This is a genomic window from Gemmatimonas aurantiaca (genome assembly GCF_037190085.1).
Taxonomy (GTDB): domain Bacteria; phylum Gemmatimonadota; class Gemmatimonadetes; order Gemmatimonadales; family Gemmatimonadaceae; genus Gemmatimonas; species Gemmatimonas aurantiaca_A.
The window spans coordinates 128,557-145,382 of the sequence record NZ_JBBCJO010000012.1 but is presented as its reverse complement, the minus strand read 5'-3'; the positions used below and the strand labels follow the sequence as shown (position 1 = coordinate 145,382).

16 protein-coding genes are annotated in these 16,826 nt (G+C 65.3%); 7 read left to right on the top strand and 9 right to left on the bottom strand.

The features are described from left to right. Nucleotides 1-123: 123 nt before the first annotated feature. Nucleotides 124-3,543, top strand: coding sequence for a methylmalonyl-CoA mutase family protein (locus tag WG208_RS15285; protein WP_337172248.1), 3,420 nt, complete (start codon nt 124-126; stop codon nt 3,541-3,543). 73 nt (nt 3,544-3,616) lie between these two features. Here WG208_RS15285 and WG208_RS15280 read toward each other — a convergent pair whose 3' ends face one another. Further along, nucleotides 3,617-4,528: a LytTR family DNA-binding domain-containing protein gene (locus tag WG208_RS15280; RefSeq protein WP_337172247.1), complete on the bottom strand. Its 912-nt coding sequence runs from the start codon at nt 4,526-4,528 to the stop codon at nt 3,617-3,619. A gap of 105 nt (nt 4,529-4,633) precedes the next feature. Between WG208_RS15280 and WG208_RS15275 the strand changes: the two genes are divergently transcribed. After that, nucleotides 4,634-5,773: a hypothetical protein gene (locus WG208_RS15275; protein ID WP_337172246.1), complete on the top strand. Its 1,140-nt coding sequence runs from the start codon at nt 4,634-4,636 to the stop codon at nt 5,771-5,773. A 26-nt stretch (nt 5,774-5,799) separates the two neighbouring features. Here WG208_RS15275 and WG208_RS15270 read toward each other — a convergent pair whose 3' ends face one another. Continuing rightward, nucleotides 5,800-5,967, bottom strand: coding sequence for a hypothetical protein (locus WG208_RS15270; protein ID WP_337172245.1), 168 nt, complete (start codon nt 5,965-5,967; stop codon nt 5,800-5,802). Between the two features lie 337 nt (nt 5,968-6,304). Here WG208_RS15270 and WG208_RS15265 point away from each other — a divergent pair, with 337 nt between their 5' ends. Together WG208_RS15265 and WG208_RS15260 are read left to right on the top strand one after the other, a co-directional pair. After that, complete coding sequence (locus tag WG208_RS15265; RefSeq protein ID WP_337172244.1) at nt 6,305-6,565, top strand: type II toxin-antitoxin system VapB family antitoxin; 261 nt, start codon at nt 6,305-6,307, stop codon at nt 6,563-6,565. Continuing rightward, a complete protein-coding gene (locus WG208_RS15260; RefSeq protein ID WP_337172243.1) occupies nt 6,562-6,954 on the top strand; it encodes a type II toxin-antitoxin system VapC family toxin in 393 nt (130 codons plus the stop codon). The genes WG208_RS15265 and WG208_RS15260 overlap by 4 nt, the downstream gene beginning before the upstream one ends. A gap of 53 nt (nt 6,955-7,007) precedes the next feature. Here WG208_RS15260 and WG208_RS15255 read toward each other — a convergent pair whose 3' ends face one another. The 5 genes from WG208_RS15255 to WG208_RS15235 all read right to left on the bottom strand — a co-directional run bounded on the left by WG208_RS15255 (nt 7,008) and on the right by WG208_RS15235 (nt 12,770). Next, nucleotides 7,008-8,624, bottom strand: a complete 1,617-nt coding sequence (locus WG208_RS15255) for a M56 family metallopeptidase (protein WP_337172242.1) — start codon at nt 8,622-8,624, stop codon at nt 7,008-7,010. Next, the gene (locus WG208_RS15250; RefSeq protein WP_337172241.1) at nt 8,621-8,995 is read right to left on the bottom strand and encodes a BlaI/MecI/CopY family transcriptional regulator; all 375 of its coding nucleotides are present in this window, start codon (nt 8,993-8,995) and stop codon (nt 8,621-8,623) included. Before WG208_RS15250 ends, WG208_RS15255 begins: the two co-directional genes overlap by 4 nt. A gap of 177 nt (nt 8,996-9,172) precedes the next feature. Further along, on the bottom strand, nt 9,173-10,060 hold the full coding sequence (locus WG208_RS15245) for a TIM barrel protein (protein ID WP_337172240.1): 888 nt from the start codon (nt 10,058-10,060) through the stop codon (nt 9,173-9,175). 94 nt (nt 10,061-10,154) lie between these two features. Then, entirely contained in the window at nt 10,155-11,219 is a 1,065-nt protein-coding gene (locus WG208_RS15240) for a hypothetical protein (RefSeq protein ID WP_337172239.1), read from the bottom strand. A 30-nt stretch (nt 11,220-11,249) separates the two neighbouring features. After that, nucleotides 11,250-12,770, bottom strand: coding sequence for a DUF4403 family protein (locus tag WG208_RS15235; protein ID WP_337172238.1), 1,521 nt, complete (start codon nt 12,768-12,770; stop codon nt 11,250-11,252). A gap of 28 nt (nt 12,771-12,798) precedes the next feature. Between WG208_RS15235 and fabG the strand changes: the two genes are divergently transcribed. Continuing rightward, nucleotides 12,799-13,578: a 3-oxoacyl-ACP reductase FabG gene (fabG, locus tag WG208_RS15230; protein WP_337172237.1), complete on the top strand. Its 780-nt coding sequence runs from the start codon at nt 12,799-12,801 to the stop codon at nt 13,576-13,578. On the opposite strand, the gene mtgA is transcribed toward fabG, so the two are convergent. Both mtgA and WG208_RS15220 read right to left on the bottom strand, forming a co-directional pair. Next, nucleotides 13,529-14,275 (bottom strand): monofunctional biosynthetic peptidoglycan transglycosylase, encoded by a 747-nt coding sequence (mtgA, locus tag WG208_RS15225; RefSeq protein WP_337172236.1) that lies wholly within the window; start codon nt 14,273-14,275, stop codon nt 13,529-13,531. The two genes, fabG and mtgA, sit on opposite strands and share 50 nt — an antisense overlap. A 13-nt stretch (nt 14,276-14,288) precedes the next feature. Continuing rightward, the gene (locus tag WG208_RS15220) at nt 14,289-15,227 is read right to left on the bottom strand and encodes a lysophospholipid acyltransferase family protein (protein WP_337172235.1); all 939 of its coding nucleotides are present in this window, start codon (nt 15,225-15,227) and stop codon (nt 14,289-14,291) included. 78 nt (nt 15,228-15,305) lie between these two features. On the opposite strand from WG208_RS15220, the gene WG208_RS15215 reads away from it, so the two are divergent. Next, on the top strand, nt 15,306-16,274 hold the full coding sequence (locus tag WG208_RS15215) for a cation diffusion facilitator family transporter (RefSeq protein ID WP_337172234.1): 969 nt from the start codon (nt 15,306-15,308) through the stop codon (nt 16,272-16,274). A gap of 95 nt (nt 16,275-16,369) precedes the next feature. Next, nucleotides 16,370-16,825: a pyridoxamine 5'-phosphate oxidase family protein gene (locus WG208_RS15210; RefSeq protein WP_337172233.1), complete on the top strand. Its 456-nt coding sequence runs from the start codon at nt 16,370-16,372 to the stop codon at nt 16,823-16,825. Nucleotide 16,826 lies beyond the last annotated feature (1 nt).

The window sequence follows — 16,826 nt, the reverse complement described above, 5'->3', positions numbered from 1 at the left end:
GACGACACCCCGCCCCGTCCCTCTCGCGGAGTCTGGGCCGGTCTCTCCCGCCTGTTATTGCGAACGATGCCTGGCCGTCGTTCGCGGCGTGACCGACCGGCCTTCTTGATTTCAGGATCTCTCATGGCAAGCACGATCTCTCCTGCCCCCGTCCCCGCCACGCCGTCCCCCGCGGTGCGCGCGGCCGCACAGGACTCCGGCATCTACCAGGCCCGTCACAAGATCCGGATCGTCACGGCGGCCTCGCTGTTCGATGGACATGACGCCGCGATCAACGTCATGCGCCGGATCATCCAGGCCAGTGGCGCCGAGGTCATTCATCTGGGCCACGACCGGTCGGTGGACGAGGTGGTCAACTGCGCGATCCAGGAGGACGTGAACGCCATTGCGATGACGTCCTATCAGGGCGGCCATGTCGAGTACCTGAAATACATGCACGACCGTCTCGAGGAAGCCGGATGTGGCCACATCCGCATCTTCGCCGGCGGTGGTGGCGTGATTCTGCCCGATGAAATCGCCGAGCTCCATGCCTACGGCATCGAACACATCTACTCGCCCGACGATGGGCGTGCGATGGGGCTGCAGGGGATGATCAACGACCTGCTGCGGCGCTGCGATTTCCCCACGGGGCGTGACGTCTCGGCGGAGGACGTGGAGAAGGCGGGTCAGCGCGATGCGCGTTCGATCGGCCGTCTCATCTCGGCCGCCGAAAACTGGCGGGAAGAACACCTGCCGCTGTTCGATCAGATCCGCGCCGATGCGGCCACGCGTCGCACGCCGGTGCTGGGGATCACGGGCACGGGTGGCGCGGGCAAGTCGTCGCTGGTGGACGAACTGGTGCGCCGCTACCTGATGGACTTCGCCGACAAGACCATCGGCATCATCTCCGTCGACCCCAGCAAGCGGAAGACGGGCGGTGCGCTGCTGGGCGATCGCATCCGCATGAATGCGATCAACAATCCGCGGGTGTACATGCGGTCGCTGGCCACGCGTCAGGCCAATCTGGCGCTGTCGTCGTACGTGCAGGACGCGGTGGCCATTCTCAAGATGGCCGGTTTCGACCTCATCATTCTCGAGACGGCGGGTATCGGTCAGTCGGACACGGAAATCACCAACCATTCCGATGTCGCACTGTACGTGATGACCCCGGAATACGGCGCGGCCACGCAGCTCGAGAAGATCGACATGCTCGACTTCGCCGATGTGGTGGCCCTCAACAAGTTCGACAAGCGCGGTGCGCTCGACGCGTTGCGCGACGTACGCAAGCAATACCAGCGGAATCACCGGCAGTTCGATCGCACGGTGGATCAGATGCCGGTGGTGGGCACCATCGCGTCGCAGTTCAACGATCCGGGCACGACGCGTCTCTATCGCACGCTGATGGATCGCATCGCGGAGAAGTGTCAGGCGCCGTTGCATTCCACGCTCGACGCCAATGGCGAAGAGTCGGAGAAGATCAACATCATCCCGCCGGAACGGGTGCGGTATCTCGCCGAGATCAGCGAGACCGTGCGGCGCTACAACGGCTGGGTGGCCGCGCAGGCGGAGGTCGCGAACAAGCTGCAGGCCTTGAAGGAAGCCGAGAAGCTGGTGGACGACGGCGGCGCCATCGCCGCGGTGAAAGACGAGGTGAGTCGCAAGCTCGATGGCGAGAACCTCCGCATCCTCGAGACGTGGCCCGAACAGCACGCCCGGTACGAAGGCACCACGTTCACCTATCAGGTGCGCGGCAAGGACATCACGGTGCCGCTCACGACGGAGTCGCTGTCGCATCAGCAGGTACCCAAGGTGGCGCTGCCGTCGTACACGGGATGGGGCGATGTGCTGCGCTGGGTGCTGCAGGAAAACGTGCCGGGTGAATTCCCGTATACGGCGGGTGTGTTCCCGTTCAAGCGCGAAGGGGAGGATCCCACGCGCATGTTCGCCGGTGAAGGTGGACCGGAACGTACGAACCGCCGTTTCCATTACGTCTCGCAGGGACAGCCGGCGCATCGGTTGTCCACCGCCTTCGATTCGGTGACGCTGTACGGCAACGATCCGGCCACCCGTCCCGACATCTACGGCAAGATCGGCAACTCCGGTGTGTCGATCTGCTGCCTGGACGATGCGAAGAAGTTGTATTCGGGATTCGATCTCGCCGATCCGAAGACCTCGGTGTCGATGACGATCAACGGCCCCGCGCCCATGCTGACCGGCTTCTTCATGAATGCCGCGATCGATCAGCAGTGCGAGAAGTACATCAAGGCCGAGGGACTCGAAGCCGAGGTGCAGGCGAAGATCGACGCCTACTTCGAGTCGGTGGGTCAGCGGCGACCCGTGTACAGCGGACCGCTGCCGCCGGGCAACGACGGGCTTGGTCTCATGCTGCTGGGTGTCACCGGCGACATGGTGCTGCCGCGGGAGGTGTACGACCGCATCAAGCGTGAGACCATCACGAAGGTGCGTGGCACGGTGCAGGCCGACATCCTGAAGGAAGATCAGGCGCAGAACACCTGCATCTTCTCCACGGAGTTCTCGCTCAAGCTCATGGGCGACGTGCAGGAGTACTTCACGAAGAACGACGTGCGCAACTTCTACTCGGTGTCCATCTCCGGGTACCACATCGCCGAGGCGGGCGCGACACCCGTTTCCCAACTGGCGTTCACGCTGGCCAACGGCTTCACATACGTGGAGTACTACCTGGCGCGCGGTTTGCCCATCGACAGTTTTGCGCCAAATCTGTCGTTCTTCTTCTCCAACGGCACCGATCCCGAGTATGCGGTGATCGGCCGCGTGGCCCGTCGCATCTGGTCGAAGGCCCTCAAGCTGCGTTACGAGGGCGCACCGCGCTCACAGATGCTCAAGTACCATGTGCAGACCAGCGGACGTTCGCTGCACGCGCAGGAGATCTCGTTCAACGACATCCGCACCACGCTGCAGGCACTGTACGCGATCTTCGACAACTGCAACTCGCTGCACACCAACGCCTACGATGAAGCCATCACGACGCCCACGGAAGAAAGCGTGCGTCGGGCGATGGCGATCCAGTTGATCATCAATCACGAGTTCGGGCTCGCGAAGAATCAGAACCCCTTCCAGGGCTCGTTCATCATCGAGCGGCTCACCGATCTGGTGGAAGAGGCCGTATTGCAGGAGTTCGATCGCATCAGCGAGCGCGGTGGGGTTCTCGGCGCGATGGAAACCATGTATCAGCGCGGCAAGATCCAGGAAGAATCGCTGTATTACGAGCAGCTCAAGCACACCGGGGAACTGCCGGTGATCGGCGTGAACACGTTCCTGTCGTCCGACGGATCGCCCACGGTGCTGCCGCGCGAAGTGATCCGCTCCACCACCGAGGAGAAGGAGCAGCAGATCGAGACGGTGGCGGCAGTGCAGGGGCGCAACGCCGAGCAGGGGAAGGCGGCGCTCGAACGTCTCCGGAAGGTGGCGCTGCGCAACGGCAACCTGTTCGAGGAACTCATGGAGACCACCAAGGTCTGCACCCTCGGGCAGATCAGCCAGGCGCTCTTCGCGGTGGGTGGTCAGTATCGCCGCAACATGTAAGACGTTTCGTCGTTGCCGACGGCTGCGGGTGTGACCCCCGTCGGCAACAACGTGGCAATGAAGATGGGGCCTGTCAGATCGCAGGCCCCATCTGCTCTTTCAGCAGGCGTCTCCCCTCGCGGCTCACCGGAACGGTGGCCCCGCTGCGCAGCAGCAATGAGGCCCCGCGGTCCCGCGGCGCACGCAGTTCCGCGACGTCGCTCACGGCGACGATGATGGAGCGGTGTACCCGCACGAAACGATGTGCAGGGAGCGTCCGTGCGAGCTGACCGATGGGGAGACGGGCCGTGAGGACACGTTGTCCGCCACATGCCTGACGAAGGTGCAGATGCACATAGTTGCCGTCGGCCTTGCACCAGCTGATGTGATCCTCCGGCACCATGATTTCCCGTTCGCCCACACGAACGCTGAGCTGAGCGGCGGCGATCGGATGGGCAGGCGGCGCGGCAACGGGCGGCGGTTCGGGCGCCACAGGGACCGGCGCTGCCGTCGCAGACCGCCACCGCAGCGCCAGGACCAGCCCACAGAACAACACTCCCGGCCCAAGCCAGCGCAACGCGTAGTCCTGCATGCGGACCGTCAGGGTCCGTTCCACCACCCAGGTGGAACGAGCGAGTGCGGGCAGGCCGAGGTCGAGTATCGCGCGTAGGGCGGCGGCCAGCGCGATGGCACCGACGATGGCCACGGCCAGGAGCGCCATGCCGCTCAGGGGATGCCGCCGGACCAGGGCGAACCAACGCGTCACGAGCGGCCAGCTGACGATCAGTGTCAGCAGCCACGCGATGACGGTGGCGGATGACCACGAAAGCGCCATGAATATCGGCGTCTGTCGGCCGCCGATGCCGTGCAGCAGCAGCGTCTGCGCCGTGATCAGGACAATGGCCGCGCCTCCCCATTCCGAGAGGCGCCGTAAACCGAAAGTGTCCGTCGAGGGGTGCGTGGTGGCGCCGTGGATGTTCATACCATCGATGAGCAGGTTCGTCACGCCGTGATTGCGGGCTGTTGAAGGTCCAGGAAGAATGCGCGTTCCGTCGGTCGGGCAACACCGATGTGTGCCGCAGACCTTCCACCGACCTTCCATTTCACGATCATGGCCGGCTTCTCCCACTACCCGTTCGGGACATCGCAGGTTGCAGGAACGAGGGCAGGACAATGTGCGCGACCATGCACGGGAGAGTGCAGGGGAAAATGCGCAGGAGCATTCGGCGCCGGCGCTGCCGACGCGCTGGTTCCCTGGTGCTGTGCCCTCGTCCTGCTGCTGATCGGCGCGGCCTGTCATCGCGCCTCGCCCCAGGACAGTGGCGCCGTGCACAGCGGAGAGCGGCTGGCTCCCGGCGTCCTCAGCCGGGATCGCGAGTTCATTGTCGCGATGTCGCTCGATGCCCGCGAGGCGGTCCTGTCACGCCGCACCTTCGAAGGCGTCGCGTTCGATCGGCGCATCGGTCTGGTGTGGTCCGAGCGCACGGAGGTGGGTGCCGGGTCGGACTGGAGTCTGCCCCGTCCCCTGGCGTGGAGCGACAGCACGGCGCTCGAGATCGATCCGGTCGTGATGCCGGGAACCGGCGACCTGCTGTTCAACTCCACCCGTGGAGGGGAGGGACGTGGCCGCGATCAACGGGATTTCGATATCTGGATCGCGCCACGTGAGAGAACAGGCTGGGGCGCGCCCCGTCGACTGCCCGCACCGGTCAATTCTCCCGTCGACGACTATTTCGCCACCATTGCATGCAACGGCACCCTCTACTTTGCACGCGCCGACAATGGTCCGCCGCGTCGGTCGGCGATCTTCCGGTCGCGACCGGTGGGTGGTGCCTTGTCGGCGGCGGCACACGATGCGCCGTATGCAGCGCCGGAATCGCTCGCGGTGATCAACGTCAGCGGCCAGGTGTCCAACGCCGCCATCGCCGCCGATGAATCGCTGATCCTGCTGGTGGACACCCGGGCCAGCGGGCAGGGCGATTCGGATCTCTACGTGAGCGCGCGGCAGGGGACATCCTGGAGCGAACCGGTTCCCCTGCGCGGGGTGAATACCGCTGCCGCGGAATTCGCACCGGCTTTCTCCCCGGATGGGCAATGGCTTTTTTTTGCCCGCATGCAACGTGGCCGGGCGGGCGAAGCCCCCATCGTCTCCGAAAATGTGTACGCGATCAGACTGCGGGACGCGCTGCCACTGGGGATCGCCGTGCCGGGGATGGCGCCGAGGGACTGCCGATCGTCACGCGGCAGATGAAGGCGGGCCATCCCCGGCGACCCTGTTCACGGCGCACCATCCGCCTGCTGACGGTAGTCGGAATCCTCGCGCGAGGCGGGCTGCGGAGCGGCCGGAGCGGTGCGCTCCATCAGCGGCCAGTCCGGCTGCCGGGGGGCCGAAAAGGTGTTGTGGCGGGCGGTCGGCTGACGGGTGCGATCGAATGGCATGAACATCGAAACCTCCTGGTACGAAGAAGGCCCCTCCTGGGAGGGGCCTACCGAATCTTTCGACCAGGTCGCCGCTCCCGAGATTGTCGGGAGAGGCGGCGGTGGCGTCACATGGCGACGGTGCGGCTTCTCTCCCCATTGCTGCGTACGACAAGAATCGCCGCAACCGGAATGGTTACGACGACGGAAATAAGGAGGCTAAGTCGCGGGGTGGCCATGTGGGGCGCGTGCATATTTTCCAGTCTCGGCACGTTTTTCTGAAATGTCAAGACGTTGCACATGAAAATCATGAAACACCGAACCCGTGCTTGTGGAAATAAAGAAATGATTCGACATTTCTTCTATGGCCATCAACATCAAGAGTCCAGAGGCGGAGCGGCTCGTGCGCGAGCTGGCGGAACTCACCGGCGAAAGTATCACGGACGCCATTCAACACGCGGTGCGTGAACGACTTACGCGGGAGCGCCTGCGCAAGCTCGGCGCCGTGGAGCGGTCGTGGAGCCGGGTTCAGCGCATCCAGGAGCGTATCGCGGGCATTGCGCCGATCGCCGATGCCGCGCCGGACGATGTGATCGGCTACGACGCGCAGGGGGTGCCGCGATGATTCTGACGACCTCGGCTTTGATGGCGCTCTGGCGGAATGGCGAGGAGGCGTCGGCGCTGCACGGGGCGATCATGCGGTCGCCCACCCGGCTCATTTCCGCGGCCACGGTGGTGGAGGCGGCAATGGTGCTGCTGGGGGAGCGAAAGGGCGGCAGTGACCTCGAACTCGATGCGCTGCTGCGCGAGCTCGAAGTGACGATCGTGCCCTTCACGGAAGATCACGCCCATCGGGCGCGGGAAGCGGCGCGTACCTATGGCCGCGGTCGTCATGCCGCGGGGCTCACGCTGGGCGATTGTTTCGCCTATGCCCTGGCGGGTGGAGCGGGCGAACCGATCCTGTGCGTCGGAGATCAGTTCGCCCATACGGATGTCGAGCGGGTCGCGTACTGACGCGTTGCGCGTCACGTGTCACGCGTCGTACACCGCCCGCTCGACATCCCCGGTCACTTCTTCGTCGATATCCGAATCACGCCGTTGGCGCCGTCCGGACCGTACTGGTCGATGGCAGCCGCTCCCTTCACGACTTCGACGCTGACGATGGTATTCGGGTCGATCTTCGCCAGCGCGTCGCGCGTGCGGCGCTCCCCGTCAACAAGGACAAGTCCATCGAAGGGCTTGTTGCTGCCGGTGACGAGACGAGGTCCTTCGCGCCGCATTTCACCAACCGTTTGCGCAGGCGTCTCCGCGACTGCGGTGCGGGCCTCGAGGATGACGGGCAGCGAATCGCCGCGCGTGATGAAGGGCGTGCGCGGCGCGCGGGTCAGTTCCGTCACGGCCGATGCTTTGTCGCGACCGTCCGCGGTGACCACATAGACGCGGTGTGTGCCGCCATCGGTTTTGTGTACGTCGATGGTCGCGATACGATCGGCGGTGAGCTTCGTGGCTTCGGCACGATCGACCCGTGTACCATTGACGAAGTACTCGGTGGACGCCTCGTCGATGGGGGTCACCCGCGCGACACGCTGCTCCGCCAGGGTCACGTCCATGGCCTGCAGTTCCGCCGACGTGGGAAGCTCCGCACGGCAGGCCGCGAGCAGGGCCGTGCCACCCAGCGTCGCGACGGACGCACGACGGAGGAAGAGGAATCGGGTGCTGCGAGCCGTCATGGTGCGAAGTCTCCGTTCGAGGTGGGACGCGCGGTAGGAAAAGGCCGTTGCCGATATCGGCATGCGGGCGGGGTTGCCCAGCAGGGAAGGCTGGGCGGAGAGATCGATGAGCAGCTCGCCATACCGACGGGCCGAGATGCCGCGCGCGAGCACACGGGCATCGCAGTCCAGTTCGATGGCGAGGCGCAATCGTGAGAGCATGAACCACACCGCGGCATTCCAGGGCAGGAGAATCGCCGTGATGCAGGCGGCAATGAGCAGCTGCGGATCACGCGCTTCGATGTGCGACTGCTCATGCTGCACGACCAGTCGCTGTTCGTCGTGATCGCGCGAGAGGAGCCATGCCGGCACCGCGATGCGCGGTGTCCGGAGTCCGAGGACCACCGGGCCATTCACATCGCCCACGTGTACGGCGACTCCATGCAGGTCCACGCGTGATGCACGCGCCAGGGCCCCTGCCTGGCGGCGGTAACTCAGCCCGAACAGACCGAGCAGCGTGAGGGTGGTGAGGGGCCAGGCGAGCACCACCATCCACTGCGCGGTTGGCGGAGCCGAGGCCACGAGATCCGCGCTCGTGGTGGCCACGGCGCGTATGCCCAGTTCGGTGCGGGTCAGCGCGGCGCTGGCGAGGGTCACGACACGGTCGGACCAGCTGCGGGCGAACGGATCCTCGTTCGTCACATGTGCGGTGATCGAGGCGGCGGGGAGAGTGACATCGCTGCGGGAGGTGGTCATACGCGCGGGAAGCAGCAGTGTCACCCCCAGCGTGATGGCCAGCGACGCGGCCCAGATGAACCGCGAAGGCAATGCGCGCCGCGCCAGATGGTGCGCCAGCGTGGCGATGACGGCAAGACCAGCCCCCACCATGAAACTGGTCGTCATCCAGGCCACGGACATCGACGCGAGTGCGCTCAACGACATGTCGCTCATGACGTCGCTCAGGATATGCCTCATGTCTCGTCTCCCAGGCGTTCGGCCAGCAGCGCGCGCATGCGTTCGAGTTCCTCACGGCTCAATCGCCGATCGCTCACGAGCTGCGCGAACATGCGCTCCGCCGATCCCTGGAAGATCGCTTCGCGAATGCGACTGATCGCGCTGCGTCCGGCCCGGTCGGCGGCGACCGTGGGGAAGTAGCGGTACGCACGGCCTTCGGGTTCATGACGCACATATCCCTTGTCCTCGAGGGTCTGCAGCGCGGAGAGCACCGAGGTGTAGGCCAGATCTTCGTCGAGCCCCTCGCGAACATCGGCGACCGTGGCCGACCCGAGTCGCCACAGGACGGACATCACGGCCAGTTCACGCGGAGGAAAGTGGTAGTCGGTCATCGGGCGAGATGGGGGAAGGTCAGCCGGGAAACGGACGCGTTACGGAGCGCCGGTGGCGGGGCTGACGCAGGCGGCGGGGGGGAGGGCGAGAGGTCGGGCGGACGTCAAATACTGAAACTTCCGTAGTATGGGGCGCGCCGGTCGGGCTGTCAACTGGTTTTTCAGTAGATGGTCGGTTCAGACCGTGCAGGTCTCGACAGCTTCACGCAGCGACGTCGCGCCATCGCGGCGTGGGATGAATTCGTGCGCGAAGACGCCCTGGTATCCACTGTCCGCGATGGCCGTCGCGATGCCGCGGTAGTTGAGCTCCTGCGCCCCATCGATCTCGTTGCGACCGGGCACGCCCGCCGTGTGAAAGTGGGCGATCCAGGGCCGGTTGGCTTTGATGGTGGCCATCACGTCGCCTTCCATCACCTGCATGTGGTAGACGTCGTACAACAACCGGAAGCTCGTACTGTCGACACCGCGGGCCACTTCCACGGCCCAGGCCGTGTGATCGGCATGGTAGTCCTTGTGATCGACTTTGCTGTTCAACATCTCCATGCACAGCACCACGCCATGTCGCTCGGCGACGGGCATGAGGCGTTTGAGTCCGGCAATGCAATTGACGATGCCCTCGCCGTCGCTCAACCCCGCCCGATTGCCACTGAAGACGACGATCTTCTTCACACCGGCCGCGGCGGCACGCGGGATGTAACTCTCGCCATCGGCGACGAGTTTGGCGTGATGATCTGGACGATTGAAACCGATCGGAATCGTGCCGAAGGAATTGCCCATGGTGCAGGCGAGGCCGTGCTGTGCGGGCACGTGCCATTCGTCGGGGCCCAACAGATCGATGCCCATGAGGCCGATCGATCGCGCGGTATCGCACAATTGCGCGATGGGGGTCTTCGAAAAACACCACCGGGCGACCGATTGATTCAGTCGCCCGGCGACGGGAGCAGGGGCCGTGATGCCGATGGGATCGCCAAGTGCGGCGACGACGGCCCCACGTCCCAGGGTGGAGAGGACGTCGCGACGGGAGCAGGAAGCGGACGATACATGGTCCATCGACGAGCGATCCATCGCGGGATCTCCGGGGTGGCGGGACTCGGGCCGCCGCCGCCGCACCTGCCGCGGAGGAGCTGCGGCAGTGAGGGTGGCAACGACTACTGCACGACTACTGCAACTGGATGTACAGCGGCACCGGCCAGAGCCGCAAGATGGCTTCTCGCGATGTCCGCGGATTGTCGTTCTTGGGCTTGGTGAACTGCTTCCAGCCGGCGAACTGCACGGGCTCCTTCTTCACGTAGCTGTAGTACGAATCGCGCTTGAGCCACGGCGCGCCGAAGCCGTCCATCTGGATCACCACCTGCACCCGCGGATCGAGCTTGATGTTCTTGTAGTTGGTGATGCCACGCTGCGTGAAACGATGCACCACCAGGACCTTGGGCGGCAGGTTGTGCTTCTCCACGAGATTCGCGAGGAAACGAATGGCGTAATTGATGTCCTCGGCGTCGTAGCTGCCCACGCGTTTGCCCGGAATGCCCCCCGAGCGCTTCATGGCGAATTCGGGATCGATTCCGAGGTGCACGTCGGGACGCAGGAGAAACTTCTCGATCCAGGGCAGTTCCTCCTGCAACGTGCTCTGTCCGATCTGCAGATCGAGGAACAGCAGGGCGTTCCGGCTCTTCGCCCAGCCATACACCTTCTCGATCATCGTGCTGTCCATGCGCGTGCGATACTTGCCGCTGGGCCCCGGATGCGGATTGGCCACTTCCGCGATCAGATGCAGAGCGGGCTGCACCGGGGTCTTTGGATCGGCGCGATTCCACTCGGCCACTTCTTCATCGAGCTTGCGCAACATCTCCTGCGGCTCGAACTCGCCGAGGATGCCCATGCGCGTGCTGAGCGGATTGCCGTAGAACGCGATGATGCGCTTGTTGGGAAGAATCGAATTGGGGAGCGGCGCCGGCATGCGCGGCGGCCACAGCGAATCGAGGTCGCTGCCCGTGTCGCGGAACGAGAGGTGCCGTTCTCCCGATTGTGGACCCAACGCACCGGCGGGGCGCCGCTTCGTGGTGTCCTGCGCGACCTTGGGCTTGGTGGACGGAGCGGACGTCGACGCGGACGATTGGGTGGCCGATTGAGCCGCCGCCTGGGCCGTCACCACCGCAGGGGCGAGCAACGCCACGCCGAGGAGGGCGGTCAGGGTCCTGCGTGTGGACAGACAGATCTGGTGCATCAGGATATGCTGAGGGAAGAACGCTACAGACTAGCGTCGTGACGGTCCGCCACCAACCCCGCGACGGATGGGCCGATCGATGTCGAGCGCGAGTCGGCCGGCGGCTTCGGCGCGCACCACCAGCCACCGCGGATGGACGAGCACATCCATGAGACGACCGGTGGTGACTGTGCCGGAAAGACGTACCCCGTCGGTGAGGTCGCGGTTCAGTGCGCCTTCCACCCGTTCGCGGGTTTCTTCGAGTGCGGAATCGAGTGGGAACCGCGCACTCGCGCGGAGGCGTTCGAGCAGATCGCCCTTCTTGAGCCAGGCCAGCCCGGCGACGAGGGCGTCACTCGTGGCCACGTCGAAGTCGAGATCGGAAACGACCAGGGCGCGGGTCTGATGATCGATGGTGGGAGTCCCCACCAGATAGGCCGTCCCGCGCACCCCACCGCTCACGGTGACGGCGAGCACCACGCGTCCATCGTCGAGTGGATAGAGGCGGATGGAGTCGATCACCACGGACCGGCCAAACCGGTAGAAACGTCTGGCCCCCAGCTGCTTCTGCATCATCGCGCTGGCGTCCTGATAGTCGAGCAGGCCTTCGATGAAGAGACGGGCGCTGTCACCGATCTGACTGAGCGACGGCGTGAGCTTGGGCAGGGGGACGATGAGCTGCTCGGGTTCCGGGCCGGAGATCATGCGTGGATGCGCCCAGAGACGCACGTCGGCCACGAGCATGCTGTCCTCGAGTGACAGCTTGCCCACGCGAATGAGTTCCGGCTTGAGCTGCAGCCAGAGACTGTCGGTCACGCGGATGTTGCGCTGCATGGCCGTGAACCACGTGGTGACACGCGTCCGCACATCGATGCGTCCGACTTTGCGGTCGACCGCGGGCATGCGTGCGTTGATCTGCGGCAGCACCGCCTTGGTGACATGGTCGGTGACGTCGATGCCGATGAATGTGACGCGACAGATGTCCCGTTCGGTTTTCGTGAGCGGTTCGACGGACGTGACTCGCGTGCGGGCGGCGAGTTTCCATTCGGGCGTGAGGGCGACATCGCTGTGCAGCACGACGCGCACCCGCGGACGACCTTCACTGGTGCCGGCCTTGCCGTCTTTGTTGGTGTCCTTGGGTTCCCCGCAGCCGGCGCTCACGGTGGGGCCGATGACCGGACGGAACCAGGCCCGGGCTTCATACGCAACGACGGTCTCGAGAACCAGCTTGCCGCCCTCCACACGCACGGTGAACGGCGTACGGGTGGCTTCAAACGCCACGAGTTTGCGATCGTTCCCGCCCACCGGGATCCGCTTGTTCGGATCGCCGAAGCGACGGGGGACGGCGGTTTCGAGTGCGGTCAGCAGTGGCTCGAGCGCATACCGCACGGGCGCGTCCACCACCGACGCGTCGAGCGTGGGGAGCGTCGGGATGATGTGCGCACCGGGCTTCGCTTTGGGCGAAGCGGGCGCGAGTGCATCGGCGGTGCACCCCTGGAGCAGGGGCAGCAACACCATGACGCCGACGGCGGTGCCAACCGCGGTTGCCCGTTGCATTTGCCGCTTGCTCAATGCTGCCTCCGCCCTAGGTTGACGCCACATGCGTATCGATCTGACTCAAAGAAGCGCCGTTGTCACTGGCGGCGCGAACGGTATCGGGCTGGCCACGGCGCGCCGGCTGGCAACGAGTGGCGCGCGGGTCGCGATCTGGGATCGTGCGGTGGCCACCGGTGCCGCGGCGGTCGACACCCTCACGGCGGAAGGGTTGGAGGTGATGTTCATCGAGACCGATGTCACCGACGGTGTCAGCGTGGCGGCGGCCGTGGCCGAAACCGTCGGACGGTTCGGCGGACTCGATATCCTCATCAACAATGCGGGCATCGTGCGCGATGCGCAGCTGGTGAAAGTGCGGGACGGGGTGGTCGTGGGCGGCATGAGCGAAGCCGACTTCGACGCGGTGGTATCCGTGAACCTCAAGGGAGTGTACACGTGCACCCAGGCGGTGGTGCCGCACATGCTGGCTCGCGGGTGGGGGCGCGTGGTCAATGCGTCGTCGGTGGTGGCGTCGAACGGGAACTTTGGACAGACCAATTATGTGGCGGCCAAGGCTGGTGTGGTCGGCATGACCCGGGTATGGGCCCGTGAGCTCGGACGCCGGGGGATCACGGTCAATGCCGTGGCACCCGGGTTCATTGCCACCGACATGACCGCCGCCATCCCGCCGGGCATTCTGCGGAACATGCAGGAGCATACACCACTGGCGCGACTCGGCGCGCCAGACGATGTGGCCAACGCCTATTGTTTTCTCGTTTCCGAACAGGCGGGGTTCATCAACGGCGCGGTGTTGAGCGTGGACGGGGGGCTGGTGATCGGGACGTGACTTTGGGGGCAGGGTACTGCATTCGCCCCAGAATGGTCACCGCGCGAATGCCCGCGATCCGTCCATTGGCCGGCCAGCGGCGTGGCGCGGGCAGAATGGCGGCCATGCGCGCCGCTTCTTCCCGCGTGAGCGATCGGGCGCTCTTTCCAAATTGCGCACGCGCGCCAGCCTCCGCGCCAAAGGCATTCGGCCCCCACTCGGCCAGGTTCAGATAGAGATCGAGAATGCGCTCCTTGCTCAACAGGAAATCCATCATGAGCGCGAGGTAGGCCTCGAGTCCTTTGCGGATGAAGGAACGACCGTTCCAGAGAAAGATGTTCTTGACGACCTGCTGTGTGAGCGTCGAGGCGCCACGCAGTTTGCCGCCCTGGCGACGACGTTCGAGGGCCTTCTCGAGTTCGATGAAATCGATGCCGTCGTGCAGGTAGAACCGATCGTCTTCCGAGGCGAGCACCGCACGGCGGAGATAGGGCGAAAATTCGCTCCGGGCGATGGGATCGTGCGCCGGCCACACCGGACGTTCTCCATTGGCCAGGCGGTCCACCACGCGGCCGAGCATGACCATGGTGACCGGCGGGTCGACGAGGCCCAGTGCGAGAATGCAGGGCACGGGCGCCACCGCGAGCCCGATGAGGAGCAACAACACCCGTTGCCACCATCGACGCGCGCGAAACCATCGGGCCGCCGAGCGGACCATCAGGGCTGGACCATCAGGGCTCGCGCAGATGCGGCGGTGTATCGGGCGGCTGGCGACGCCAGCGCCGATGTTGCCAGAAGTACTGATCGGGGTACTCGCGGATCTTCGCTTCGAGCATCTGCGTGAAGCGCAGCACGATGGCGTCCACGTCGGCTTCACGGTCACCGGTGGATGCGATCTCCACCGGTTCGATGAACAGCGCATACCGTCCGCCCGGCTGCCGCACCACCACCATGAACAACACCGGTGCGCCGAAGCGCAGGGCAAACACGGCCGGGCCGCGGGGCGTCTTTGCCGGTCGGCCGAAAAACGGCACGAAGGTACTGGCCAGGCCGAGGGCATCGTGATCGCTCACGAAGGCCACGGCCCGATTGGCCCGCAACGAACGTGGCGTGCGTCGCACGGCATCACGGTCGTGAATGACCTCCATGCCGATCTGATGGCGGGTGTGATTGACGTAGTCTTCGAAGATCGGATTGGCCATGCCGCGCGCGACGGCATCGAGGGCGATCCCTCGCGCCGCGAGGTAGGAGCCGCCGAACTCCCAGTTGCCGAGGTGTCCGGTGACGATGATCAGCCCCTGTCCACCGGCCAGTGCCTTCTCGAGCAGGTCCCATCCTTCCACCCGCTCGATACGCGCGATGATCTCCTCGCGGGACGTGCCCGGCAGGATGGCGGTTTCGAACGTCGTCCGTCCGAAGCTCTCGTACGACCGCGCGGCGATGTCGTCGACCTCGGCCGGCGAGCGTTCGGGAAAAGCCGCCGCGATCTGCCGCGTGGTGACGCCGCGGCGGATGCCCAACGGCCAGTACGCGAGACGGGCGATCCGTCCGCCGACCCAACTGGCCGTTCTCCAGCCCACCAGACGCAACGCCCCCACCATCAGGCGGGTGACGGCATACTCCAATCGGTGCGTGAGTGTGGGCGCGCGGGGCGATGCGGTTTCAGTCATGCGCGGTGGAATGTAACCCGCCTCACCGGTCGCGCCGTGCCGCCTCCGATGCGCGGGGTGCTGCGCCATATTTCGAAGATGACCGTTTCTCCGCCGCCCGATGGGATTCCGCGCCTTCCGGCCACCGGAGTGTCGAATGCGGGGAGGTCCGGAATGGAAACGCCGGGGCTGGGCGTGCCCACCACATCGGCGCAGCGACTGACACAACTGGGGTTGGTGATCAACGCCCTCCTGGCGGTCGTGAAGCTGGTGGCGGGCTTGCTGGGCAATGCCTACGCGCTCGTGGCCGATGCGATCGAAAGTTCGATCGACATGGTGGGTTCGCTGGTGGTCTGGGGCGGTCTGCGCATTGCGAGCCGGGATCCCGACGAACGATATCCCTTCGGATATGGTCGGGCCGAAGCCATCGCGGGCGCGGTGGTGGGCGCATTGATGCTCGGGGCCGCCGCGGGGATCGCCATCGAAGCCATCGGTGAGATCCGTACTCCGCATCATGCGCCGGCTCCCTGGACGCTTGGTGTGCTGGCGCTGGTGATCGTGATCAAGGAGTTGCTGGCCAAACGGGTGCTGGCGGCGAGCGCCGAGACCGGCAGCGTGGCGGTCGCCGCGGACGCCTGGCATCATCGTTCCGATGCCATCACGTCGGCCGCGGCCTTCATCGGCATTGCCGTGGCGCTCATCGGTGGACCGGGATGGGAACCCGCGGACGACTGGGCGGCGCTCGTCGCGGCCGGTGTCATCACGGTGAACGCCGGCCTGCTGCTGCGGACTGCCGCGCACGATCTCATGGACGGGGCGCCCGCGCGGGCATTGCAGGACGATGTGGCGCAGGCGGCACTGGGCACGAGCGGCGTCCTGGCCATCGAAAAGCTCAAGATCCGGAAGTCGGGCACGGCCTTCTACGTGGATATCCATGTGCAGGCCGATCCGACGATGTCGCTGCACGATGCGCACATTCTGTCGGGACGCGTCAAGTCGGCGATTCGCCTACGCATTCCGGCGGCCACGGGCGTATTGATTCACATGGAGCCGTACGAACCCGCGTAGTGCGACGCGGGTATGACGCGCCGTATCGGAGTGCGCGTCGTGCATGTGCATCACGCGTTCCTCACGCATTCATCACGTATTCATCGGGAGGCGCTATGGGCAACGTTCCGCAGTTTCACGTCCTGAATGTGGCCGAGTGCGAAGCCTTGCTCGCCTCGCAACACGTGGGACGTCTGGCGTACACGTTCCGCGACCGGGTGGATATCGCACCGGTACACTATGTGTATCGCGATGGGTGGATCTACGGCCGTACCGGCCTGGGCACCAAGGTGGAGGTGCTGGCGCATCATCCCTGGGTGGCCTTCGAGGTGGATGAGATCGACTCGATGTTCCGGTGGCGCAGTGTCGTGGTGCACGGCCGCATCGAGATCCCCGATCCGGACGGGACCCCGCAGGATCGCGAACGATACGAAGCGGGCGTGGCGGCGGTGCGCTCGCTCGTGCCCTCGGCGTTTTCATCCGACGACCCCACGCCGGCGCGGGAGTTGGTGTTCCGTCTGCCCACGCACGAGATGACGGGGCGCGCGGCCACGGACGTGGGAGCACGATGAC